Raw genomic sequence first — 21,176 nt, forward strand, 5'->3', positions numbered from 1 at the left:
CATACTCCATGGGGGTATTATATTTTGAAAAAAAGACGTGCTGTCATGCAGCACGTATGTTCATTTATACGACATCATATCCCTGTTCTTCAATCACATCAGAGATACGGTGTAATGTGACTTGATCCGGGTGAAATGAAACCTCCACCTGTCCTTTGTCTAAATGGACTTTCACAGATTCCACACCTGCTAATTCTCCTACATTTCCTTCGACTGCTTTCACGCAATGTCCGCAAGACATGCCCTGCACTTGAAGTGTTGCTTGTTCCACTTCTCATCGCCTCCATCAATCATTTTCTATAACTTACTATACCCTAGTAGGGTATCAATGTAAACATAAATGCTACGATTTTGTCAGTTTCGTAAAGACCGTCATTAACTCTTCAATGGCTTCATCCCCATTGCCGCTCTTGATAGCATCTGCTACGCAATGATGTGTATGCTTTTCCATCAAATGCAGACTGACTTTTTTCAAAGCCGCATTGACTGCGGAAATTTGATTCACAACATCTATACAGTAACGATCGTTTTCAATCATTTGCTGAATCCCGCGAACTTGTCCTTCCACTCGTTTCAAGCGATTGATCAATTGGTCTTTTTCCTTCTCGGCTCTTGGCGAAGCCATATGTCGTTCTTCATGTTCTGTCATGTGTGATCACCTTTTTCTATTATGACTTTTCATTACCTAAATTAAAGCATATCTCCACCGGAAAAGGCAAAGATATGCTGAGCATCGCATATAAAGCTATGTTTGTCCTAATTTGTTAATTGTTCGATATCCTGCAAAAGATTGACGGATTGTTGAAGCTGTTTCATCAATCCCTGCTGATCCTCCAGTATGGAGGCAGCATCAATATCGCCTGCTTTCAATTGCTGTAAATACGTTTGGATTTCCTCTGACAGCACTTTATTTTTTTCAATGATTTGTGCATGCAGGTCTTCTGCTATTTTTGGCGCTGTGACTTCATTAAAATCTTGAATATCTGCCTTCAATGATTCAAGCTGCTGCGTTAATTCTGCTTTTTTGGCGGCATTTTGCACAGCTTCTTCAGCGAGTTTTGGAAAGTCCTCTATAAATTGCTGAATGTCTGTCACATAGTCATTTGCCTCAGTGACATATGTCGTTGTATCGTTGACTTGATCAAGCAAGCCGGAGCACCCGCTTAATACAAGCGTTCCGGAAAATAGGAAAGCCATCACATATTTTTTCAAGATCGATCATCCTTTCATCTGTAGGATTAAAAGCATCATTTGTTCCGCTTCCCTCTATATCACACAGATGCAAAAAGACCTTAAAAATAGCCAGACCTTTGCCTCATGTGTGATAGGCAAAGGTCTGGCTAACATTGTTCATGCCGGAATGACCGAGAAACAACGAATGTTTCTGTAATGACGACCAGACCGTAAAAGCTACTCCCCTTTTAGGAAACCGTTCAAATGTTATGTTTATCATATCGAATGTCGGGACAACAGTCAATTCGGGAGGTCCTGCTCATGATACAGCACATGGCCCTTACCAGTTGATGCATAAATCCGGTTCCGTCCTTGGCGTTTTGACATATACAAGGCCTGATCCGCTTCAAATAGAAGTGTTTCTAATACACAAGGATCATTGGCTGTATGAGCAATTCCAAAGCTCGCTGTCACTCGCACTTTTTCCTCATCATTCGTAAAGAAACTCGCTTCAAACGAATGTCTTATTTGTTCCGCGATATGACATGCCTCTTTAAATGACTGATGCGGCAGACAAATGGCAAACTCTTCTCCCCCATATCGTCCAAATAAATCATCCATTTGTAAATGCTCCTGACAAATAGAGACAACATGACGCAGTGCTTCATCTCCAATATGATGTCCGTGTGTGTCATTAATTTGTTTAAAGAAATCAATATCAAACAGCATAACCGCCGTATCCTGCGCATCCTCTTCCAAAATCAGCTGCGTTCGTTCGATGAAAGAAGAACGATTGAAAATATTCGTCAAACCATCGATATACGCACGACGCTCCAGCTCTTCCTGCAGCAAACGCTGCTCTGTTACATCACTGATCACTATTTGCCTGCCCTCGATCTCTCCTCTTTTATTAAATAGAGACGAAGCGGTCAGATGATAATAGCAGGACTGGTCTTTTTCCTTTTTCCACATTAGATCATATTGCGAATGATCCTGCGGAGAGCGCAGCCACTGAATGAACGCTGAATCTTTGATGATTCCAGAGAAAATATCGTCGACTTTATAGCCAATTCCCTTTTTATTCGCAAGTGTCGGAATGATCGATGCTGCAGCGGGGTTGTAATCAATGAGTGTCCGATATCGATCTAAAATCAGAACCCCTTCAGACATATGCTCAAACACACGCTCCATTGCAATGGGAGAGATTTTAAAGAGCTGGAACGACATAATCGCCCATAAATAGAGTGCGTTAGTCAGAAACATCACCACAGGGACCGGATCAATATGAAAAGGAGTGACGCCTAATAAATAGATAAAAGAAGTCATAATGGGTAATAACATTCCCACTAACAGTATCAGAATCTGCTTTAAATATTCTTTTTTTGTGACACGTAAAAACCAAACCAGCATAAAAATAGCGAGCATCGAACAGCCAAACGTATAAACGCCATGGATGATATACCAATAGCCAATCGTAAAATCAGCCAATAAAAAACCATCTACTGGATTTATCGTGATGTCTCGATAAAAGAGCGAATGTAAAGAGTTGGTGAACACCAAAATGGTTGTGAGAGTTGGAATCAATAAGATGAGAAGCACGCGGCGCTTTGTGAAATATTGATGGAATCCCGTAAATTGCAGCACAATCAGCAGACTGAGCGGTGCGATAAACGGAAGACCTATGTATTGAAAACAAACCCAGAACATGATTTCTCCAGGGGTACGAGCCAATAATTCAAACGTATGCCCAAAGATATAAATCGCAGTTGCTCCAGACATGTACATAAACAATTGACAGCCAATATACCGATGGCGGTTTGCATGAGCAATGATTGATAATATCACGGACAGAATGCCAGAAACACTCATGATCACAATAAAATGTAAAACAATCGAATCCATGTAAACGCCCCAATTTCAGTCATTTAGAACTAGTCTAATCTTACTATATATGAGGACGTCACAAATGGGAAGATGTGATTTTGAATTGGTTGGAGGTTTTTTGTAAAATTTCAGGCGTTACTGTTCGTGCCCCCTTATATTTTCACTACTTTTTGCTTAATTTGAGGGAGAAGTATGTTGCGCCCAGAAAAATATATGTACAATGTGGGGATCAATGGAGAGGAGACTCGAAAGGAGAAAGGAATATGACTTTTTGGATGATCATAATGGGGCTGTTTATGCTGATTCTTTTGGAAAAACCGTTTGAAAAGAGAAGTTCTGGAGTATTATTTTTGATCAGTTACTTGCTGCTGATTGCGATTTATGTGATTCAGACTACATTTGTGGAACTTGTGTCAGATGGATTTTTGATGCTGATTGCGGTGGTTGTCGTTTTTCCTTTGTTTGTTCGGTTGGTGGTGTCTTCTATGAGAAAGGGTACATAAGAAAAGAGATGCCAGATGTGGCATCTCTTTTTCTGTTGTGATCCAAGTTCGGTGTATCTCCCTTAAAAAGTTCCAGCATCATTTTTTAAAATCAAGATTTTGATTTGTCCTTTGGTGTATCTTTAGCTTTCTCATCTTCAATTTTACTAACTTCTGTTTTTGCAAGAACCATCTCTTCTAATGCTTTCTTCATTCTAGAATCTATGAAATTCAAATCATCATCAACGACCTTATCTTGCTTTGTAACCTTTATGATATCTTTGAAAACCGGTTCTAATTTGTCATCTGTTTTTACTAAGTAACTATTTACTTTTTTATACGTATCAGGAACTTTGTTTTCGTTTTCTTTGGCTTCGCTAAGTAATTCTCGCAGGCTATCAATTTTCTTCTCAAGTTCACTAGCCCATTCTTTATCATAAACATTATCCATTGGAACTAATGAAAAAAAGAAAGGCATAATTCTATCTTCAAAACGTTTTAAATACCCCTTATACCATGCAGCATATTCTTTATCGGTCATCTTTTCAATTTTTTCTTGTTTTGCCGGCGTTTTATTTGACGATGAACCGTTTGCTGCTTCATTTTTACCGCATGCTGTGCTCATCATCAATGTAAATACTAGAAGAAATACTGAAATCATTGTCCTTTTATTTGTCTTCATGTGTGAATTACTCCTTATCCTTTGAGACTTTTTCTACTTCGTCATCGGCTTTGGCTGTTTGATCGTATGCTTTGTCGAGACTTTTCGAAATGTTATCCAATGATTCAAGATCAAGATTTTCAAGTGCTTTCGGTGTTTCTTCTACGGCATATTGATATCCTTTGTTTGCTTTTAGCAAATACTCATGTGCTTTTTTATAAGCACCAGGAACGTTTTTCTTTTCATTACCCTCATCAATGACTTTTTGTACATCAAAAAGTGACTTCTCGACAGATCCAAGCCATTCATCATTACCTGCATCAATGGCCACCATCTTTTTAGCAAACACGAGCATTGTGTCTTCGATATCACTTCTGTAGTTCTCATACCACTCGGCATATTCTTTTTCTGCTTTTTGGTTGCTGCACGCTGTACCGAATACCATCAGCACAGCAAGCATGATCATCGTTGCGAATAGTGATTTAGTCTTTACTTTGTTCACTAAGATAAACTCCTTCTGCATTCCTGCTGTTATTTTCAAGCTTTAAATTTAATGAAATTGCCACTTGTTTATGGTGTAACATTCCTACATTTCATCGGTTAAATAGTAGTTATATTTAGCTATTCATTCAATTTATTAGTAAATAGATCCTCATTTGGCTTTTCTGTTAAAAAATTATAAAAAGCATAAAAAAAAGACGCTATCAATAGCGTCTTCTTGTATTTAATCTCAATTTTCATGTTGCCAGTCCCGCATCAAGAGCTTTCAAACCCTTGATACGACTGCATTCTAAAAGTTTTGATGGAGACGGTGGGAGTCGAACCCACGTCCAGAGACATCGATTACTTAAGCGTCTACGAGCGTAGTCAACATATTTACGTGTTCACTCATCCTCATGCCTGCTGACGGGCGCTTGGAGAGCTAGTCTGATGGATCTCTTCTTACGTCCTCAGACGGAAACGTAAGCGTAGCCTACTTCATTGGGCTCCTCACAGACACATAGGCGATGTCAGGAAGAGCTCGCTGCGCTTATTAGGCAGCTAGTGCTAAGTTTTGGTTAAAACTTTTAGTTTTGCCAGTTACATTTAAGTGCGTGTTAACGAGATCGCCTCTCGGCTCGCAGCCTAAGCTCGAACCATCCCTGTCGAATCCGTAACGTCCCCTTGTAAAAGGGATATACGGGATGGAAGTTCAGCTTCACTGCTTCCGTATATAACTATTATAACAATCTCATCGCTCGAAACAACTGGTGGTTTCTGTCAAAACAGCGAAGATTGTTTTCTGCATAACATATTGTAGCATAATGCTTCCGCTCTCAGCAAGCCATCTGCATCAGGCTAGAATTGCTTTTGACGATCGCGGAAGGCACGTTCGATTTCACGTTTTGCATCTTTTTTCTTCAGATCTTCACGCTTATCGTATTTCTTCTTCCCTTTTCCGATTCCGATCAGCACTTTGGCAAAGCCATTTTTCAAATATAGTTTCAGAGGCACAAGTGAATAGCCTTCTTCCTTTGTCGCACCAATCAATTTGCTGATTTGCTTGCGATGAAGCAGCAGCTTTCTCGTTCTCAGCGGATCATGGTTATAACGGTTCCCCTGTTCGTATGGGCTCACGTGCATGTTGTGAAGAAACACTTCTCCTCGCTCGATTTTGGCAAAGGAATCTTTTAAATTCACTTTTCCAGCACGAATCGATTTGATTTCAGTTCCTTGTAATACAAGGCCGGCTTCGTAAGTTTCTTCTATAAAGTAATCATGATTTGCTTTTTTGTTTTGGGAAACAACCTTTCCCTCTCCCTTTGGCATTGGCGTACACCCTCCTTTTGACACAGACACGGTTCAAATCGTACGGATTATTTTATCAAACAATCCACCTTTCGACAATGCTGACGCCATGTGGTCAAAAAGCAAATAGAGCGTGATGCCCTATTTGCTTTTTGGCACGTTACTTTTTCTTTTTCCGTTTTTGTTTCGGTGCGTTTTCAAATACACGTTTTTTCTTTTTCTTCTTCTTACGGCTTGTGAACCAGTCACTTCCGCTTTTATCCTCTTTGCCTTTTTCCCCAGAGGCTTTTTGACCTCCACGCCCTTTTTTCGCTGGTGGATCTGTCCGTTTTTTGAACTTGAAATCTTTTGGTGATTTACGGCGAGTGCCCTTCATACCGACGATTTCAAAATCAATCGAGTGCTCATCTTTATTGACATTCACGACTTTGACAGTGATTTCATCACCGATACGGTAGACATTTCCTGTCCGTTCACCGATCATGGCAAAGTGCTGCTCATCAAAGCGATAATAGTCGTCAGTCATGTAGCTGACATGGACAAGACCTTCTATCGTATTTGGCAGTTCAACGAATAGTCCGAAGTTCGTCACGGAACTAATCATGCCATCAAACTCTTCACCGATTTTATCTAGCATAAACTCTGCCTTCTTCAGATCATCTGTTTCACGCTCTGCATCGACTGAGCGGCGCTCCATCGTAGATGCATGATCTGCGATTTCAGGCAGCAGCTGGCCCCACTTTTCTAAGGTCGCTTCATCTGTCTTTTTCTGAATCAAATAGGTTCTAATCAGTCTATGCACGATTAAATCCGGGTAACGTCGGATCGGTGATGTGAAATGTGTATAGAATTCCGTTGATAATCCAAAATGGCCAATGCTTTCTGGATCATACTTCGCCTGTTTCATAGAGCGAAGCATCACAGTTTGAATGACGACTTCTTCTGGTTGATCCCTGACAGCATCGAGGACACTTTGAAGTGCGCGCGGGTGAATATTCGTTGACGTTCCTTTTACAATGTAACCAAACGTCGTCACGAACTCTAAAAAGCGCTGAAGTTTCTCAGGATTTGGTTCTTCGTGAATTCGGTAAATGAACGGAACATTCATCCAGTGGAAATGCTCTGCAACTGTTTCGTTTGCAACAAGCATGAATTCTTCAATTAATTTCTCTGCAACGGAACGCTCACGAATGACAACATCTTTCGCTGCGCCTTCATCATCTACAAGTACTTTTGCTTCCTTGAAATCAAAGTCTACAGCTCCGCGCTCCATTCGTTTGTCACGTAGAATCTCTGCAAGCTTCTCCATCTCTTGGAACATCGGAACAAGCGGCTCATATTTGTTTAGAAGCTCTTCGTCTTGGTCGACTAAAATCTTATTTACATCGGAATAGGTCATTCTCTCTGTCGTTTTGATCACACTTTGGAAAATCTCGTGTTTGACGACTTTCCCGTTACGATCAATGACCATTTCACAAGACAGGGTGAGACGATCGACCTTTGGATTTAATGAACAAATACCGTTTGACAAACGATGCGGAATCATCGGAATGACGCGATCGACGAGATACACACTCGTTCCACGTTCATAAGCTTCCTGATCAATCGGCGAATTCTCTGTGACATAATGAGAAACGTCTGCAATGTGCACGCCGAGCTTATATTTGCCATCATCCAGCTTTTGCACGGTTACGGCATCATCTAAGTCCTTCGCATCTGCACCGTCAATCGTCACGATCGTTTCATTGCGCAGATCACGTCTGCCTTCAAGGTCTTTTTCATCAATCGTTTCCGGTGTGTCCGCTGCCTGCTGAAGTGCTTCTTCTGGGAATTCACCTGGCAGACCGTGTTTATGAATGATCGACAAAATATCAATGCCAGGGTCATTTTTATGACCAAGGATTTCAGTCACTTCACCCTCTGCACTCATTCTTCCTTCAGGGTAGCTTGTCAGCGTCACAACGACTTTATGACCTTCAACCGCTCCGTTTTTAGCGGATTTCGGAATGAAGATATCGTTTGTGATTTTTTTATCATCAGGAATGACAAAGCCAAAGCTTTTCGTTTCAGTATAGGTACCGACAACCGTCTGAGTATTACGCTCCAGAATGCGGATGACAGTTCCTTCTTTTTTCGTGCCGTTTGATTTGTGGCTGACACGAACCATGACAGTATCGCCATTCATCGCTGTGCCTAACTCATTTGGGGGAATGAAAATATCATCCTGTCCAAACTCTTCTGGCGTTACAAATGCAAATCCTTTTGCATGAGCAGACAGCTTTCCTTTTACTAAATTCATTTTTTCTGGTACACCGTAACGGTCGCTGCGCGTGCGAACGATTAGTCCTTGATCTTCCAGCGTCACAAGTGCTTTGACGAGCTCTTTATAATCATCAGGATTGGTAATCTCCATCATGACTTCCAGCTCTTGAACGGTTAACGGTTTATACGCTTCTTCTTTCATAAAAGCGAGTAATTCATCCATAAATTCTTCTTTTTGCACACTCTAACCCCCTATATATTTAAATTGACCAATCAAGTGATTCTAAGAATGCATAGACATCCTGATGAACCTTCTCCCGCTCTTTATCAAGCGTGATGACATGGCCTGATTCTTCATACCATTTCAGATGCTTATCATCTGTCTCTACTTCGTTATAAATGATATTCGCACTGTCTGTATTAATCATATGATCGTGACGTGCCTGCACAACAAAAGTAGGTGAATAGATCATGTCGACATTGTTTCTGACATCTGCAATCAGTTCTTGCAAACTCTTGAGAGTATCCATTGGTGTTTTCTTGAACGCTTCCATTTCTTGTTCAATTTGGTCCTCTGACTTACCCTCAAATTTCTTATAGTTACGGGCATAATCTAGTACACCCTGGTACATGACTTCTTCACTTTTTATGTACATAGGTGCACACATAGGTACAATTCCCTTTACAGGTACAGTGTAACCTAATTTCAATGAAAAAACTCCTCCGAGGGATAGTCCGCAAACCGCAATCTCTTCATAGCCCTCATCTTTTAAGAATTGATAGCCTTCTTCTACATCTTTCCACCAGTCAGCCGGGCCTGTATGGACAAGCTCTTCTGGCGGCACACCGTGACCTTTATATTGAGGTGCATGACATGTATATCCTCTTTCGTTCAAATAACGGCCAAGCATTCGAACATCGGCTGTATTCCCAGTAAAACCGTGAAGAAGAAGCACCGCCTTTTCTCCACCTTTAAACGTAAATGGTTTTGGTGTAACAACTTTCATGATGATGTGACTTCCTTTCCTTCTGATATGGTTTATATTTTCCACTTGTATGTATGAAACAAACACAAAAGAGTGCTGATAATAAAAAAAGGTCTGAAAAAAGATCAGACCTTCTGTTACTCGCGCTTTACACGCCTAAATATGCCAATGCAAGTGTTAAGATGAAGAAAAGCACTGACAAAATAACCGTTAATCGGTGAAGAATCAAGTCAAGGCCTCTCGCTTTTTGTTTACCGAAAAGCTGCTCGGCTCCACCTGAAATAGCGCCTGACAGTCCAGCACTTTTACTTGATTGTAGTAATACAACGATGATAAGTGCGATACTGACAATTACGAGTAATGTGATAACAAATGCGTGCATGAAAACACCTCCAGACAAACTGGTACACATAACTTTATTTTACATGAAAACAAGGTGCATGTCACGAAACATCAAAATAAAGATTTCCTATATATTGTCGACTTGATTCGTTATTTTGATACAATTTCGTTCCAAAGTGCTGGCTGCAGCATTTTTATATGCAATTTTCCGGTTAAAAACTCATTTTTAATGAGTTGCTTCTTCCTTCAATAGCTGTTTTAATTCTTCTAACAAACGTTCAGCTCCTTCAGGACTCAGCATCACGCTTCCATTTCCATAGCTTTTGTTGTACTTCGTCACTTGTCCCGTTAGCAGGCAGCTCTTATCTGCATCATATTTTTTCAGCATAATGGTTTGATCTTCAATGAAAATTTCTAACAGCTGCTCTTCTTTAATATTGAGTACCTTGCGCATTTCTGAGGGCAGAACAATTCTGCCGAGAGAATCAATTTGTCTGACCATCCCAGTCCTTTTCAATGACATTTCCTCCTTGGTGATGATATGAATCATTGACTTTTGTCAACATTTTCATAGTAAAATAGATCTTCAAATTTTTTATCAAAGTAATGAATCATTTTGCCAATGACAAGCTGTCCTGGTTTCCGGTGACCATTTAATACCCTGCTAAGAGTGGCAGGAGAGATGCCAATTTCATCAGCGAGCTGATTTAAAGACATATCGTTCTCGATCATATACTGCATGACAAAAGCCCGCCTGATCTGAATCTTTTCGACCATCATTACAACCTCCTATGGAATCAATATGTACAACATGTAAGGCTCTCACATCAAGCAGATTCATTAACTTATGTCAACACTTTTACCCCTCTGCTATTTCCTTTGGTCAATGATCATACTAAAATAAGTCATATACTGAAATGTGAGGTTCGATGTCATGAATCACTTTGGTGAACAATTACGCATTTTAAGAGAAAATAGAAAAATGTCGGTCAATCAACTTGCCATGTATTCAGGTGTAAGCGCTGCTGGTATTTCTCGTATTGAAAATGGAAAGCGCGGTGTGCCAAAGCCTTTAACCATAAAAAAATTAGCACACGCCTTGAAGGTGCCTTATGAGGATTTAATGCTGCTTGCCGGTCATATTGAACAGGAACAAGTTCATGAAATGAAACCGAAATATGAGTCCATGTTAAAAATCTATCAAACGGCGCTTCAAAAAGATGTAGAACATCTTCCCATTTTTGACGGGGACAAATGGGAAAGGCTCTCCGCACAAGACATCAGCCAGCTGAATGAATACTTTCTCACGCTCATCAACCAAAAAAAGGCGAACAAATAGCGGGGCATAAACCTAATGTACATCCACCATTAACTAATGTCAATATTTTCATGGTATACTTATTGCCAATAGTCAACAAATCAAGTAGAATAGACATATCGAATCTATAACCATGTGAGGTTTTGCGTTGATGAACTTTGGTGCATATTTAAGAGCATTACGTGAAGAAAAGAAGCTTTCAGTGAACCAATTAGCGATGTATTCTGAGGTCAGCGCTGCCGGTATTTCTCGTATTGAAAACGGGAAACGCGGCATTCCGAAACCTCCTACGATTAAAAAGCTAGCTGGTGCGTTAAAGGTACCTTATGAAGACATGATGCAGGCTGCGGGCTATATTGAGGAAGTCTCTCCTGTCCATCAGATCAAGGAAGAGGATCTGGCTTTATCCAAAATAAAGGAAGCCTCAGCGAAATATGAACTTGATGATCTCGAAATATTTGATGGTGACATATGGTCGACCCTTTCGAAAAAAGAAATAGAGGACCTCAACCGCTATTTGTTATTTATGTTAAACAGCCGATCATCCTCATAAATGTTTTCATCATTAACAAGCTTTTTACGCCGATTTATGACAGATTTACGGTATAATGGGTTCAGATTGGAGTGAAGAAAGATGAATCAATCTGACATGTGCCCGCGGTTTGAAAAAGCAGTTGAGTTATTGAGCAAACGCTGGGTGGCACTGATTGTTTTTCAGCTTCTCTCAGGTCAGCAGCGCTTTAGTGAAATTGAGGCAGCCCTGACAAATTTAAGCGGAAGAGTATTATCTGAGAGATTAAAAGAGCTGGAGGCAGCAGGTATTGTAAAACGGGAGGTTTTTGCTGAAACACCCGTGCGCATAGAGTATTCTTTAACAGATATGGGACGTTCACTTGCACCCGTTTTTGAAGAAATTGCGAAGTGGTCCTCTGAATGGATCACGCTTGAATCATAAAATACATGCATGTGAACTGTCTGATCATCATAAAACAACCTCCCTTACAGATGTAAGGGAGGTTTTGTCTTTTCAACCGCTTAAGCAGATGTGATGTTTTTTTCAGCTAACGCTTTTCTTTCTTTTTTCTTGTTTGTCGGGCTTAAATAGCGTTCGAGCCAGCCCATGACAAGGTCAGCAATGATAGCCATGAGTGCCGTTGGGATCGCACCTGCTAAAATGATGGCTGTTCCGTTTGTGGCGTTTGATCCTCTGATGATGATATCACCAAGACCTCCCGCGCCTACAAATGTTCCAATCGCTGTAATACCGATGGCGATGACCAGTGCGGTTCTTAAACCTGCCATAATGACTGATAAAGCAAGCGGTAATTCAACCATTCTCAGCACTTGCCATTTCGTCATGCCCATCGCTTTACCTGATTCTAAATAGGCATGTTCAATGCTGACAATGCCTGTATACGTGTTTCGGATGATCGGCAGAAGCGAATACAAAAAGAGTGATAGGATGACTGTATTTGCGCCAAGTCCTAATACAAGCATCAACACGGAAAGCATCGCTAATGCCGGTATCGTTTGAATGACGTTGGTAATGGCGAAGACCCAATTGCTCAGCTTGCGGTAATGCGCCACAAAGATGCCTACTGGAATCCCGACAATCGCCGCAAACAACACCCCATACGCCGACATGAGAAAATGCCGATAAAATTCTTCTAACACATATGAACCGTTCTGCTGATAATACGTCCATAATTGCTGCAGTGTGTCCATCAGCCGTGACACCTCCCCATCTTACTCAAAGTAATTGTGTTTTTTCAGGAAATTCTTCGCAACGGTTGCTGGTTCTTGAAGCTCGCCGTCGACTTGATAGTTCAACTCTTGCATTTGTTCTGTATCGATTTTTCCGATCAGCCTGTTGATCACCTTATTAAGCCCTGGATTTTCTTTTAAGACTTTCTCCGGGACTACTGGCGATGCATCATATGGCGGGAAGAAACGTTTATCATCTTTTAAAATTTTAAGGTTATAGGCCTTGATTCGTCCATCTGTAGAATAGGCAAGCACAATATCCATTTTTTCATTTTTTAATGCATCATAGACTAAACCAATTTGCATCGGATATGTGCTGCCAAATTTAATTCCGTATGTTTTCACAAACCCTTCATAGCCGTCGCCTTTCTTTTTGAGCCATACGTTATCGACACCAAAACGGTAATTGTTCGCATTCTTTTTCAAATCAGAAACCGTTTCTAACTTGTTTTCCTTCGCCATCTTCTGCGTCACGGCAAAGGCATACGTATTATCAAATCCATAAGAATCAAACCATTTGTAATCATATCGTTTCTTAAATTCTTTTTGGACAATCTCCATCGCACGCTCCGGGTCTTTTTCTGCATCCATTCCAAGCGTACTTGTTAAATCCGTGCCTGAATATCTTGTGGCAGAGATGTCAACGTCTCCGTTTTCCATTGCTTTCTGCTGCACAGTGTTGGAGCCTAGGTTTTTCACAATGGTTGTCTTTTTATCTGTGTAATGTTCGATCATATCGCCAACCATATAGGCCATAATTTCTGATTCGGTAAAGTTTTGTGCTCCGATTCGCAGCGTGCCCCCTGAGGAGCCGGCTAGTCCAGGAAGTGAACAGCCGCTTATCAATAGCAAGCATCCGGCAAGCAGTGCACTGATCCATTTTGTTTTTCGATTCTTCACATAAGCCAACTCCTTATGAAACTTCCTTCAATCCTTTTAAGCCTTCTGGTGTTACTTTTTTCTCCAGCTTCATTAATGATAGGTCGATGATGACTGCTAAAATCGTGACTGGGATCGCACCTGCAATAATAAATTCCGGCTGATACAGCTGAAGTCCAATCAAAATGTAGTCACCTAGACCGCCTCCACCGATAAAGGCTGCAAGTGTTGTCCAGCCAATTAAATAAATCGTTGACGTTCTGACACCTGCCATAATGACCGGTACAGCAAGCGGGAGTTCAACAAGACGAATTTGTTCCCATGTTGTCATCCCGATTCCTTTACCGGATTCAAGCAAGTTTTTGTTCACACCTTGGACCCCGGCATACGTATTTCTTAAAATAGGTAAAACCGAATAGAAAAAGAGAGCAACGATTGCAGGTATTTTCCCAACCCCCAAAATAGGAATAAAAAAAGCAAGAATCGCTAAACTAGGGAGTGTTTGAAAGATATTCACGATACCGATGATAAAACCTGCGCCTCGTTTCATTCGTGTGAGAACCACACCTAAAGGAACGGCAACGATAATACCAAGCACAACAGCAATTAAGGAAATATATAAATGCTCCCACATTTTTGTGAGGAGTTCCCCACCATTTTTCTCTAGAAAGTCGATGATTTGATCCATGTGTACACCTCCCTTAATTCATTTCAGTGACAGCCGCCGGCGTATCGTCTCCCCAAATGGAGTCGTACACAACATCTACAAGACTTGCACGTGTCACAATGCCTTTTAAGTGCCCTTCTGCATCCACAACCGGTACATATTTAATGCCGCGTATTAAGATTTTCCGGACAGTGTCTCTTAGAAGTGCGCCTTCTTGTACGGTATAGAACTCTGTATTTAAAATATCACCAACAAAAGCTGCTTTTCTGCGGTTCGCATCGATTGTTTCAATGTCGATATAGCCTTTTAGCACATGATGTTCATCTACTACAAGCAAGGAATCGACCCGCTTTTCTCTCATGATGTAGATGGCATCTGTTAATGTTTTTTCAACTGTAATGGTGACTGGTGACGTGTTCATCATTTGTTCTACACGTTCCATATTCGGATTTGATTGAAGCAGACGTTCTTTTCCGATGAATTCTTCTACGAATTCATTGGCAGGGTTGCGCAGAATATCGTCAGGCGTACCTACTTGGACAATCTCTCCATCTTTTAAAATCACAATTCGATCAGCTAGTTTAATGGCTTCGTCCATGTCATGTGTGACGAATACGATGGTTTTATTTAACGTTTTTTGCAGTTTCTTAAATTCTTCCTGCAATGAATCTCGTGTGATTGGATCAAGTGCGCCAAACGGTTCATCCATGAGGATCAGAGGGGGTTCCGCTGCTAGTGCGCGAAGAACACCGATGCGCTGCTGCTGTCCTCCGCTGAGTTCATGAGGGTAGCGTTCTAAATATTCTGGTCCCATGTCGACAAGCTTCAGCAGTTCACGTGCCCGTTCTTTTCGTTTTTCTTCCGGCCATTTTAACAGCTTTGGAACAAGTGAAATGTTTTGTGCGATGGTCATATGGGGGAACAGTCCAATTTGCTGAATCACATAGCCAATTTCTCTTCTTAATTGAACTGGATCTTTTTTCATAATATTTTCTCCCTCGATGAAGATGTTTCCTGAGGAAGGTTCGATGAGTCGGTTGATCATCTTCATGGTTGTTGTCTTACCACAGCCACTCGGTCCAATAAAACAAATAAATTCTCCTTTTGCTATTTCTAAATCAATATTTTTTACAGCTTTTTTTCCGCCTTTATACGTCTTAGATACATTCTCTAGTTTCAGCAAATGAGACACCTCCAATTAGTCGGATCAATATTTTCAGAAAATTTACACCTTATTTATTATAGTGCAAACTTTATAAAATAAAAAGTTTACGATGTGTTTGTATTGCATAACATTTATTTAAAATTTTCAGTTAACGTCCTGCTAGATAGAGATCTCTCCTTTTTCCTCCAAATTACGAGCAAATACTCAATATTTATTGTTTTCATCAACAAACAGGTATATGATATATTGTGTTACAAATTGTCAGTCGTGAAGGGATGAATCGGGGAGTGGACAAGCAAGCGTTAGGCGCCATTCAAAAAGCACAGGATCATTATATTGAAAAAGCTGCCGAGAACATGAATGCCTTTGGTCTTTCTTCTACAGTAGGTAGAGTGCTTGGTATCATTCACATGAACCGTAAACCAATGACGCTTGGAGAGCTATCAGAGGCGACAGGCATGAGCAAAACGAGAATGAGTCAAGTCGTTCGAGAAATGCTCGATTTGAATATTGCGGAAAAGGTTTATGAAAAAGGAATACGTAAAGATCTTTATGACGTTGAGCAAGATCAATACCAAACGTTTATTTCCTTGTTTGCAGCCAATTGGTCCCGAGTTGTCAGCAAAAACCGCAAAGCACATAAGAAAACGTGCAAGGAATTGCTGGAATTGCTTGAACAGGACGACCTGCCAGAAGAGACAGAGGATAAAATCAATCTGCTTCTTTCAGAAATCAAGGAAAGTCTTGATTACTATGATTGGATTAGCCGCTTAATTGAATTCTTTGAGAGTGAAGAAGTATTTAAGCATGTGCCGAAACCTTAAAAAAAGCTGTTTTATTTTACATCATTGTAGAAAAAAACAGCTTTTTTATATACACTTATGACATAAACATCGGAAACATCCCTTTTAAGCCCGCACCAATCATTTCAACTGCCACTACAGCAAGAATTAATCCCATTAAGCGCGTCACGACATTCATCTCTGTTTTCCCCATTTTTCGCATAATGAAACTTGAATAATGAAAGGCATAAAAGGTCATCGCCAGTACGATGACAATGCCGATTAAAATCGCAAACATGTGAAGCATCACTTGACTTCCCGGGGTTAAGCTCATCACTGTAGCGATTGTACCGGGACCAGCGATGATCGGAATCGCCAGCGGCGTAACGGAGACATCAGCCTTTTCTTTGCTTTCTGCCTTTTCCTCAGAATGAGGGTTTTGGACATGTGACTCCTTTGCATTCAGTAAATTGTAAGCGATACCAAAAATGAAAATACCTCCGGCGATGCGGAGTGCATGAATATCGATCCCAAACAATTTGAAAATGAGCCTCCCTGCCAATAAAAAGGCAACCAAAATAATGAAAGAGACCACAATGGCTTTTTTGGCTGTTTGGGAGCGTTCTTTCTCTGTATATCCTTCAGTTAAGGTGATAAAAAGAGGCACGTTTCCAATAGGGTTTGATACAGCAAATAATGAGACCACGACATGAATCATAAAGGAAATCAACAGACACCCTCCTTTTTTCTTAGTGTCTGCCAATCTGATGTGAATATTCCCTTGTGATGTTAAAACCTGTATATATTTAACCGATGATAATAAAGGTTTAAAGAAAGGGGAATGACACATGAAGAAAACGATCACCATCATCCTTTTATGTGCTGTGGTTTTAGGAGCAGCCGGCTGGATTGTTTGGCAGCAGCAGTCCATCAAAGCAGCAGAGGAAAAACATCAGCAAGAAAGCAAAACAAACACTGAGCAGCTTTCGAAGTTAAAATCAAATCAAGCAGATATGAAGCATAAAAACGAAGATCAAAAAAAGAAACTGTCTACCATCACGAAAAAGCTCAAAAAAGAAAAGAAAGCCTATCAAAAAGAAGTCAAACAGCGTAAAGCGCTTGAGGCAAAAATCGACCAGCTTCAAAAAGAGCTGACAGCAGCGAAAGCCACTGCTCAAGCGAATAAGCAGACTTCACAGACTCCAAGGAAAACAACTGTCAAAAAAGACCCAAATGTCACCCACAATCCGCCCTCACAATGGGTACAGGATCAATATGATTGGGGTGTGAAACAAGGATATATTAAAGAATAGAAAGGATGAAAAACATGATACACATTCGGCCATTGTCAGGTGATCATGCTGTCCCTATGGACCTTTTACTCTTAGCTGATCCTTCAAAGGAAAAGGTTCTTGAATATGTGCAATCCGGTACTTGTTATGCCGCTTATCATGAACAGGACGTGATTGGTATCTATGTGCTTTTATCTCTGTCTCAGCAGACAGTCGAAATAATCAACGTCGCCGTGAAGGAATCATGGCAAGGAAAAGGAATTGGAAAGCAGCTGATCCGCCATGCCATTTCTGAAGCGAAAGCCGCCGGCTTTCACACGATTGAAATCGGCACAGGCAACTCGAGCATTCAGCAACTCGCACTTTATCAGAAGTGCGGCTTCCGCATGACATCTATTGACCAAGATTTCTTTCTTAAGCATTATGATGAACCGATTTTTGAAAATGGCATTCAGTGTATGGATATGGTACGGCTCTCACTCACTTTGCAAGCAGACTGATGTTTTGTTCCGTCTGCTTTTTTTATGTTCTGCGCTTTTTCACCACATGCTTCACATATTGAATGAAAAAATAGAGCACGGCGCCAGCTAAAAAGCAGACCACACATCCAAAGAGCGTCGCCTCTGAACTGAATTGATACTCTTCAATTTTCATGATATAAAATGGCATGCCAAACATTGATGGACTTGATTCAACATGATTGACCTCTAGCAGCAGTAAAAAAACAGGGGTCATAAACACAGCAAATACATACAGCATCGCAAGTGTTAAACCGCTGGAAAACGAATGAAATACTTTAATCATCTCTTTCTCTCCTTCATCTCTTTTAAACTGGCTGTGATATTTTTTCCGTCAGGGCAAGCTGGATGCAGCATCACCGTATTTAGTAAAGAAAAAAACAGCAGTTGATGACTTATCGGATGCTTCCATATCATAAAAAGCACAATCGAACAAAGCACCGGAAAGAGCGGACCTGCAAGTGCCACCATCATATTGAAGCTCGGACGGACAAATTTCTCATGGACCAGCGCCACATGCTTCCAATCAATCGTTATCACAAAATCAAAGAGCGGCCTTTTTTCGATTTTGTTACACACCATGATCATCAGCATATGACCGAGTTCATGTATCAGCACAACCAATAGGAAACTACACACAAGCTCTATCATCGCAAGACAGGCCTCTTTAACATGACCGCATATATACAGCTAAAAAATGCAAGTGAACCTAGCAGATAGGCGGTGGTGAGAAGATACACATCTGTTGAAAGCCACTTCAATAAAAGCATATCGATGAAGCTGAATACAGCAATCATCATTACGATGACAAACAGTTTATTAAACTCACTGATCTTCACGATAAATCCGGTACAGGCCGCCATGGCAGTGATCAACAAAATGGACAAACTTGCAAGGACATGGCCTTCACTTTCAATGCCTATCACTATAGATGCAAACCCAATAAACACAAAATATAGCAACAAATTAATAGCGTAATAAAATAAAATTCTCGACAACAAATAAGCGCCCTTTGATGTATTTAACATAAAGATGGCCCTTTGATTCATATGATATTCTCTGCCAATCATCAGCGGAAGCATGATCAATATTTCCTTTAACGCATACTGAACAATAAAGGCATACAGCCAGCCGATTTCTACCGGTGTAAAAACAAAAGGCAGCCCCGCCGTCAAACAAACGAGAAATAAAAACAAAATGCCCTGTTCTTTAAAAACAGCTGAACGGCTGAAATAGACCAATTCCTGCCGCAGGTGCGTCAGAAAGGAAGATTGCGTTCTGATTTTCTTATAAGAAAACGACTTCACCTCTGTTTTCAGCTGCAAAAACATCCAATGGACATAAGAAGCCGCTAACCCCTTCAGCCATAGCCAGGCAGCGCTTAGAAGGATCATTAGAAATATGAGATAGACTGATGGCCATACGCGGATCATCTCCATTGCTTTTTGCAAAAGGAGAAACACCAATAGATTCAGCACCGCAAAGCCGAGCGTTTGCAGCAGCAAATGCTCTTTTGTTTTTGATACGAAATGGCTCACAGCAATCCGCATCACCATCCAAGAAGCGAGTGCAAACAGAGCCAGTACACAGCAAGTCATGCATACAACCGTTATCCAATAAAGAGATGGCGTAACACCGCTGATCAAAAGGCCTAATACAATCGGTAAAAAAAGCAGTCCAACCACGAGGAAACAAAAGAGCATCGGAAAGAAATATACACAAAGGACAAATGGCACACTTTGTATCGCACTATTCAAAAAGTAGAATTGATATTCCTGGCGCTTTAATTTATTGCGGGATAACACAATGCCTGCGCTTAAAAGTAAAAGCGTCATTTTCATCAATTGGAGGTATAGAGTAGCCGGCTCGCTTTCTCCTGCCTGCATGAAAAAGCGCAGGCTGATAACGACGTATATCGCATACATGAGCAAGAAAAAAGCCGCGGCTGCGAGAAGCTGTATTGGGTACTTTTTTGCGAGCTGCTTTCCTTTTGCTGTCAGCATCCCCCATTCTATTTTATGAAGAACGTGTCGTGTCCAGATCATTGAGTAACCTCTCCACCTGCATATAGTAATCTCGATTCACTTCTTTATAAATCTCTTCAAGTGCCTGATGAGGAAATGTCTGATTCGTTTCTTGGCGGGACATATCCAGCTTGACGTCACCATTTCTCAAGATCATGAGATGGTCATAAAGCGTATCACCAAAACTCAAATGATGGGTTGAAATGAGAATGCCAGCGCCTTGCTCTCTCAGCTTCATGAGCACCTTTTTTAAGATGATCATCATATCTGGATCAAGTCCGTTCGTTGGCTCATCAAACACATAATAATCACATGGCCTGAGGAGCTGTGAAATGATCTGCGTTTTCTTTTGATTGCCATGAGACAGCTGAGCGATAGGCTGATCCATATACGACCCCAGCTCAAACAGATCAATGAACGTCTCTTCCCGTGTGACATCTTGCTCATTTGGCAGCTGAAGTAATTGAAAGTATTCCCTCGGCGATAAATAATCGAACAACGAATGGTCATCAGGAATATAGGAAACATGTTTTTTCAACAAGGAGATATGTTCTGAGGATTGAAGGTTCAGCTGTTTACCATGTAAAGTGACGCATCCTATAAATGGCGTCAGCCCAAACATGGATTGGATCATCGTCGTCTTTCCCGCACCATTATGCCCCAAAAGCAGCAGCATCTGCCCTTTCTCGACACTTATTTGAATATTGCGGAGAGAGAAGGTGCGGCTATATGTTTTTTCTTTTAATTGTAATGTCAGCATCATATCCCTCCGTTTGATTCAGATAGAACAGATGACCTTGCATCTGTTCTCATCCCTGTTAATAACCACACTGGATTTTAACGTACATGCCTAATAATTTGAACTCTCCTAAAAATTTCGAGCCCCGTCCAAATGTCTTGCATGCCCAAATCAATGCTCCAAGTGAAATAATGCCCAATATAGCGGCAAGGACATAAATCCAAAATGCGTTTTTCTGTACATTCTTAGAAGTTAGAATTCGTTGCTTCCTTTCATCATATGCCGCCAACAGGTGAAGGACATACATATACACACCTACTGGAAAACGAAGGCTAAAAGGATTCAGCATCTCATCACCCCCTAATATATGTAAAATGATACCACCCCCTTACAGAAAGCATAAGTTCATTTCAGATCATATTTTTAGACGAATTTTCATGATTTAGTGCT

The 21,176-nt window shown here is 40.8% G+C and carries 29 protein-coding genes and 1 other RNA gene; 7 read left to right on the forward strand and 23 right to left on the reverse strand.

The window, feature by feature from the left end; all coding sequences use genetic code 11:
* Positions 1-64 precede the first annotated feature (64 nt).
* The 4 genes from copZ to ACN6NB_RS15520 form a co-directional block, all read right to left on the reverse strand.
* Positions 65-271, reverse strand: coding sequence for a copper chaperone CopZ (copZ, locus tag ACN6NB_RS15505; protein ID WP_024423475.1), 207 nt, complete (start codon positions 269-271; stop codon positions 65-67).
* Between the two features lie 72 nt (positions 272-343).
* Positions 344-649: a metal-sensing transcriptional repressor gene (locus tag ACN6NB_RS15510; protein WP_012011272.1), complete on the reverse strand. Its 306-nt coding sequence runs from the start codon at positions 647-649 to the stop codon at positions 344-346.
* 107 nt (positions 650-756) lie between these two features.
* Positions 757-1,212, reverse strand: coding sequence for a DUF6376 family protein (locus ACN6NB_RS15515; protein ID WP_144490077.1), 456 nt, complete (start codon positions 1,210-1,212; stop codon positions 757-759).
* Between the two features lie 261 nt (positions 1,213-1,473).
* The gene (locus ACN6NB_RS15520; protein ID WP_039181438.1) at positions 1,474-3,075 is read right to left on the reverse strand and encodes a histidine kinase N-terminal 7TM domain-containing diguanylate cyclase; all 1,602 of its coding nucleotides are present in this window, start codon (positions 3,073-3,075) and stop codon (positions 1,474-1,476) included.
* Between the two features lie 245 nt (positions 3,076-3,320).
* On the opposite strand from ACN6NB_RS15520, the gene ACN6NB_RS15525 reads away from it, so the two are divergent.
* Positions 3,321-3,560, forward strand: coding sequence for a hypothetical protein (locus tag ACN6NB_RS15525; RefSeq protein ID WP_099663688.1), 240 nt, complete (start codon positions 3,321-3,323; stop codon positions 3,558-3,560).
* A gap of 91 nt (positions 3,561-3,651) precedes the next feature.
* Here the strand turns inward: ACN6NB_RS15525 and ACN6NB_RS15530 are convergent, their stop codons facing one another.
* From ACN6NB_RS15530 to ACN6NB_RS15570, 9 genes are all read right to left on the reverse strand, one after another.
* Positions 3,652-4,221, reverse strand: coding sequence for a hypothetical protein (locus ACN6NB_RS15530; RefSeq protein ID WP_039181445.1), 570 nt, complete (start codon positions 4,219-4,221; stop codon positions 3,652-3,654).
* A gap of 7 nt (positions 4,222-4,228) precedes the next feature.
* A complete protein-coding gene (locus tag ACN6NB_RS15535) occupies positions 4,229-4,702 on the reverse strand; it encodes a hypothetical protein (protein WP_039181448.1) in 474 nt (157 codons plus the stop codon).
* Positions 4,703-5,000: 298 nt separating this feature from the next.
* Positions 5,001-5,364, reverse strand: a transfer-messenger RNA (tmRNA) gene (gene ssrA / locus ACN6NB_RS15540).
* A gap of 174 nt (positions 5,365-5,538) precedes the next feature.
* Positions 5,539-6,009, reverse strand: a complete 471-nt coding sequence (gene smpB / locus ACN6NB_RS15545) for an SsrA-binding protein SmpB (protein WP_012011279.1) — start codon at positions 6,007-6,009, stop codon at positions 5,539-5,541.
* Between the two features lie 139 nt (positions 6,010-6,148).
* Positions 6,149-8,491 carry a ribonuclease R gene (gene rnr, locus ACN6NB_RS15550; RefSeq protein ID WP_025094047.1) on the reverse strand — a complete coding sequence of 781 codons (2,343 nt, stop codon included), beginning with the start codon at positions 8,489-8,491 and terminating at the stop codon, positions 6,149-6,151.
* Positions 8,492-8,510: 19 nt separating this feature from the next.
* On the reverse strand, positions 8,511-9,257 hold the full coding sequence (locus tag ACN6NB_RS15555) for an alpha/beta hydrolase (RefSeq protein WP_039181462.1): 747 nt from the start codon (positions 9,255-9,257) through the stop codon (positions 8,511-8,513).
* 127 nt (positions 9,258-9,384) lie between these two features.
* Positions 9,385-9,618, reverse strand: coding sequence for a preprotein translocase subunit SecG (gene secG / locus ACN6NB_RS15560; protein ID WP_003212746.1), 234 nt, complete (start codon positions 9,616-9,618; stop codon positions 9,385-9,387).
* A 186-nt stretch (positions 9,619-9,804) separates the two neighbouring features.
* Complete coding sequence (locus ACN6NB_RS15565) at positions 9,805-10,095, reverse strand: AbrB/MazE/SpoVT family DNA-binding domain-containing protein (RefSeq protein WP_047202977.1); 291 nt, start codon at positions 10,093-10,095, stop codon at positions 9,805-9,807.
* A 29-nt stretch (positions 10,096-10,124) separates the two neighbouring features.
* The gene (locus tag ACN6NB_RS15570; RefSeq protein WP_024719830.1) at positions 10,125-10,358 is read right to left on the reverse strand and encodes a helix-turn-helix domain-containing protein; all 234 of its coding nucleotides are present in this window, start codon (positions 10,356-10,358) and stop codon (positions 10,125-10,127) included.
* Positions 10,359-10,512: 154 nt separating this feature from the next.
* On the opposite strand from ACN6NB_RS15570, the gene ACN6NB_RS15575 reads away from it, so the two are divergent.
* From ACN6NB_RS15575 to ACN6NB_RS15585, 3 genes are all read left to right on the forward strand, one after another.
* Positions 10,513-10,917 carry a helix-turn-helix domain-containing protein gene (locus tag ACN6NB_RS15575; protein ID WP_034660010.1) on the forward strand — a complete coding sequence of 135 codons (405 nt, stop codon included), beginning with the start codon at positions 10,513-10,515 and terminating at the stop codon, positions 10,915-10,917.
* A gap of 130 nt (positions 10,918-11,047) precedes the next feature.
* Positions 11,048-11,449 carry a helix-turn-helix domain-containing protein gene (locus ACN6NB_RS15580; protein ID WP_126682592.1) on the forward strand — a complete coding sequence of 134 codons (402 nt, stop codon included), beginning with the start codon at positions 11,048-11,050 and terminating at the stop codon, positions 11,447-11,449.
* Positions 11,450-11,530: 81 nt separating this feature from the next.
* Positions 11,531-11,851, forward strand: a complete 321-nt coding sequence (locus tag ACN6NB_RS15585; RefSeq protein ID WP_024423485.1) for a winged helix-turn-helix transcriptional regulator — start codon at positions 11,531-11,533, stop codon at positions 11,849-11,851.
* An 80-nt stretch (positions 11,852-11,931) separates the two neighbouring features.
* On the opposite strand, the gene ACN6NB_RS15590 is transcribed toward ACN6NB_RS15585, so the two are convergent.
* Genes ACN6NB_RS15590 through ACN6NB_RS15605 form a run of 4 tightly spaced genes read right to left on the reverse strand, consistent with a single transcriptional unit; the run spans position 11,932 to position 15,389 of the window.
* Positions 11,932-12,621 carry an ABC transporter permease gene (locus tag ACN6NB_RS15590; RefSeq protein ID WP_034280931.1) on the reverse strand — a complete coding sequence of 230 codons (690 nt, stop codon included), beginning with the start codon at positions 12,619-12,621 and terminating at the stop codon, positions 11,932-11,934.
* A gap of 21 nt (positions 12,622-12,642) precedes the next feature.
* Entirely contained in the window at positions 12,643-13,560 is a 918-nt protein-coding gene (locus ACN6NB_RS15595; protein ID WP_039181479.1) for an osmoprotectant ABC transporter substrate-binding protein, read from the reverse strand.
* Positions 13,561-13,573: 13 nt separating this feature from the next.
* Positions 13,574-14,227 carry an ABC transporter permease gene (locus ACN6NB_RS15600; protein ID WP_025094045.1) on the reverse strand — a complete coding sequence of 218 codons (654 nt, stop codon included), beginning with the start codon at positions 14,225-14,227 and terminating at the stop codon, positions 13,574-13,576.
* 13 nt (positions 14,228-14,240) lie between these two features.
* The gene (locus ACN6NB_RS15605) at positions 14,241-15,389 is read right to left on the reverse strand and encodes a betaine/proline/choline family ABC transporter ATP-binding protein (RefSeq protein ID WP_039181485.1); all 1,149 of its coding nucleotides are present in this window, start codon (positions 15,387-15,389) and stop codon (positions 14,241-14,243) included.
* A gap of 269 nt (positions 15,390-15,658) precedes the next feature.
* Between ACN6NB_RS15605 and ACN6NB_RS15610 the strand changes: the two genes are divergently transcribed.
* A complete protein-coding gene (locus ACN6NB_RS15610) occupies positions 15,659-16,195 on the forward strand; it encodes a GbsR/MarR family transcriptional regulator (protein ID WP_024426065.1) in 537 nt (178 codons plus the stop codon).
* A 55-nt stretch (positions 16,196-16,250) separates the two neighbouring features.
* Here the strand turns inward: ACN6NB_RS15610 and ACN6NB_RS15615 are convergent, their stop codons facing one another.
* Complete coding sequence (locus ACN6NB_RS15615) at positions 16,251-16,883, reverse strand: MarC family protein (protein ID WP_058837609.1); 633 nt, start codon at positions 16,881-16,883, stop codon at positions 16,251-16,253.
* Positions 16,884-17,001: 118 nt separating this feature from the next.
* On the opposite strand from ACN6NB_RS15615, the gene ACN6NB_RS15620 reads away from it, so the two are divergent.
* A complete protein-coding gene (locus tag ACN6NB_RS15620) occupies positions 17,002-17,466 on the forward strand; it encodes a hypothetical protein (RefSeq protein ID WP_126682317.1) in 465 nt (154 codons plus the stop codon).
* A 14-nt stretch (positions 17,467-17,480) separates the two neighbouring features.
* A complete protein-coding gene (locus ACN6NB_RS15625) occupies positions 17,481-17,945 on the forward strand; it encodes a GNAT family N-acetyltransferase (protein ID WP_251181283.1) in 465 nt (154 codons plus the stop codon).
* Between the two features lie 22 nt (positions 17,946-17,967).
* On the opposite strand, the gene ACN6NB_RS15630 is transcribed toward ACN6NB_RS15625, so the two are convergent.
* Genes ACN6NB_RS15630 through ACN6NB_RS15650 form a run of 5 tightly spaced genes read right to left on the reverse strand, consistent with a single transcriptional unit; the run spans position 17,968 to position 21,075 of the window.
* On the reverse strand, positions 17,968-18,249 hold the full coding sequence (locus tag ACN6NB_RS15630; protein ID WP_039181498.1) for a hypothetical protein: 282 nt from the start codon (positions 18,247-18,249) through the stop codon (positions 17,968-17,970).
* Complete coding sequence (locus tag ACN6NB_RS15635) at positions 18,246-18,614, reverse strand: hypothetical protein (RefSeq protein WP_126682319.1); 369 nt, start codon at positions 18,612-18,614, stop codon at positions 18,246-18,248. The genes ACN6NB_RS15630 and ACN6NB_RS15635 overlap by 4 nt, the downstream gene beginning before the upstream one ends.
* Positions 18,611-20,008: a hypothetical protein gene (locus tag ACN6NB_RS15640; protein WP_126682320.1), complete on the reverse strand. Its 1,398-nt coding sequence runs from the start codon at positions 20,006-20,008 to the stop codon at positions 18,611-18,613. The genes ACN6NB_RS15635 and ACN6NB_RS15640 overlap by 4 nt, the downstream gene beginning before the upstream one ends.
* A complete protein-coding gene (locus ACN6NB_RS15645; RefSeq protein WP_047202985.1) occupies positions 19,980-20,747 on the reverse strand; it encodes an ATP-binding cassette domain-containing protein in 768 nt (255 codons plus the stop codon). The genes ACN6NB_RS15640 and ACN6NB_RS15645 overlap by 29 nt, the downstream gene beginning before the upstream one ends.
* 58 nt (positions 20,748-20,805) lie before the next feature.
* Positions 20,806-21,075, reverse strand: a complete 270-nt coding sequence (locus tag ACN6NB_RS15650) for a hypothetical protein (RefSeq protein ID WP_041107838.1) — start codon at positions 21,073-21,075, stop codon at positions 20,806-20,808.
* Positions 21,076-21,176 lie beyond the last annotated feature (101 nt).

The sequence above is a fragment of the Bacillus sp. 11B20 genome (assembly GCF_056098985.1).

Bases quoted from the DNA above. Each gene is read 5' to 3' on its own strand.
- ACN6NB_RS15510 (WP_012011272.1), bottom strand. From the start codon at position 649: ATGACAGAACATGAAGAACGACATATGGCTTCGCCAAGAGCCGAGAAG.
- ACN6NB_RS15520 (WP_039181438.1), bottom strand. From the start codon at position 3,075: ATGGATTCGATTGTTTTACATTTTATTGTGATCATGAGTGTTTCTGGC.
- ACN6NB_RS15525 (WP_099663688.1), top strand. From the start codon at position 3,321: ATGACTTTTTGGATGATCATAATGGGGCTGTTTATGCTGATTCTTTTG.
- ACN6NB_RS15530 (WP_039181445.1), bottom strand. From the start codon at position 4,221: ATGAAGACAAATAAAAGGACAATGATTTCAGTATTTCTTCTAGTATTT.
- smpB (WP_012011279.1), bottom strand. From the start codon at position 6,009: ATGCCAAAGGGAGAGGGAAAGGTTGTTTCCCAAAACAAAAAAGCAAAT.
- ACN6NB_RS15555 (WP_039181462.1), bottom strand. From the start codon at position 9,257: ATGAAAGTTGTTACACCAAAACCATTTACGTTTAAAGGTGGAGAAAAG.
- secG (WP_003212746.1), bottom strand. From the start codon at position 9,618: ATGCACGCATTTGTTATCACATTACTCGTAATTGTCAGTATCGCACTT.
- ACN6NB_RS15570 (WP_024719830.1), bottom strand. From the start codon at position 10,358: ATGATGGTCGAAAAGATTCAGATCAGGCGGGCTTTTGTCATGCAGTAT.
- ACN6NB_RS15575 (WP_034660010.1), top strand. From the start codon at position 10,513: ATGAATCACTTTGGTGAACAATTACGCATTTTAAGAGAAAATAGAAAA.
- ACN6NB_RS15580 (WP_126682592.1), top strand. From the start codon at position 11,048: ATGAACTTTGGTGCATATTTAAGAGCATTACGTGAAGAAAAGAAGCTT.
- ACN6NB_RS15585 (WP_024423485.1), top strand. From the start codon at position 11,531: ATGAATCAATCTGACATGTGCCCGCGGTTTGAAAAAGCAGTTGAGTTA.
- ACN6NB_RS15590 (WP_034280931.1), bottom strand. From the start codon at position 12,621: ATGGACACACTGCAGCAATTATGGACGTATTATCAGCAGAACGGTTCA.
- ACN6NB_RS15600 (WP_025094045.1), bottom strand. From the start codon at position 14,227: ATGGATCAAATCATCGACTTTCTAGAGAAAAATGGTGGGGAACTCCTC.
- ACN6NB_RS15620 (WP_126682317.1), top strand. From the start codon at position 17,002: ATGAAGAAAACGATCACCATCATCCTTTTATGTGCTGTGGTTTTAGGA.
- ACN6NB_RS15625 (WP_251181283.1), top strand. From the start codon at position 17,481: ATGATACACATTCGGCCATTGTCAGGTGATCATGCTGTCCCTATGGAC.
- ACN6NB_RS15630 (WP_039181498.1), bottom strand. From the start codon at position 18,249: ATGATTAAAGTATTTCATTCGTTTTCCAGCGGTTTAACACTTGCGATG.
- ACN6NB_RS15635 (WP_126682319.1), bottom strand. From the start codon at position 18,614: ATGATAGAGCTTGTGTGTAGTTTCCTATTGGTTGTGCTGATACATGAA.
- ACN6NB_RS15640 (WP_126682320.1), bottom strand. From the start codon at position 20,008: ATGATCTGGACACGACACGTTCTTCATAAAATAGAATGGGGGATGCTG.
- ACN6NB_RS15645 (WP_047202985.1), bottom strand. From the start codon at position 20,747: ATGCTGACATTACAATTAAAAGAAAAAACATATAGCCGCACCTTCTCT.
- ACN6NB_RS15650 (WP_041107838.1), bottom strand. From the start codon at position 21,075: ATGCTGAATCCTTTTAGCCTTCGTTTTCCAGTAGGTGTGTATATGTAT.